The sequence below is a fragment of the Tritonibacter sp. SIMBA_163 genome (assembly GCF_046535935.1).
In the GTDB taxonomy this organism is placed as follows: domain Bacteria; phylum Pseudomonadota; class Alphaproteobacteria; order Rhodobacterales; family Rhodobacteraceae; genus Epibacterium; species Epibacterium scottomollicae.
Map to the genome: position 1 here is coordinate 1 of NZ_JAWJBP010000552.1, position 266 is coordinate 266.

The 266-nt window shown below is 61.3% G+C and carries 1 protein-coding gene; it reads right to left on the bottom strand.

The window, feature by feature from the left end; all coding sequences use genetic code 11:
• Nucleotides 1–266: transposase (locus R0J92_RS23500; protein ID WP_411053452.1), on the bottom strand; the 266-nt coding region annotated here is incomplete at both ends.

A 266-nucleotide genomic window follows, 5' to 3' on the forward strand; every position in this document is an offset into this window, starting at 1 on the left:
CCGACATTGCTTGTGGTGACCCCAACGGCGCGGATCTCCAGTGTTTCCTCGTCCATGCGGAGATGGAGCTTGCGCCACAGGCGTTTTTTGCTCCCGCCATGCTTGCGCGCGTTCCACTCGCCTTGACCTTCGGCCTTGATCCCGGTCGCATCAATCAACAAGCGCAGAGGCCCCTCGCCGCCGCGGTAAGGGATGGCGGCGTTTAGTGTCTTCTGGCGGCGACACAGGGTGCTGAAGTCTGGAACTTTCCAGTCCAGTCCAACCAG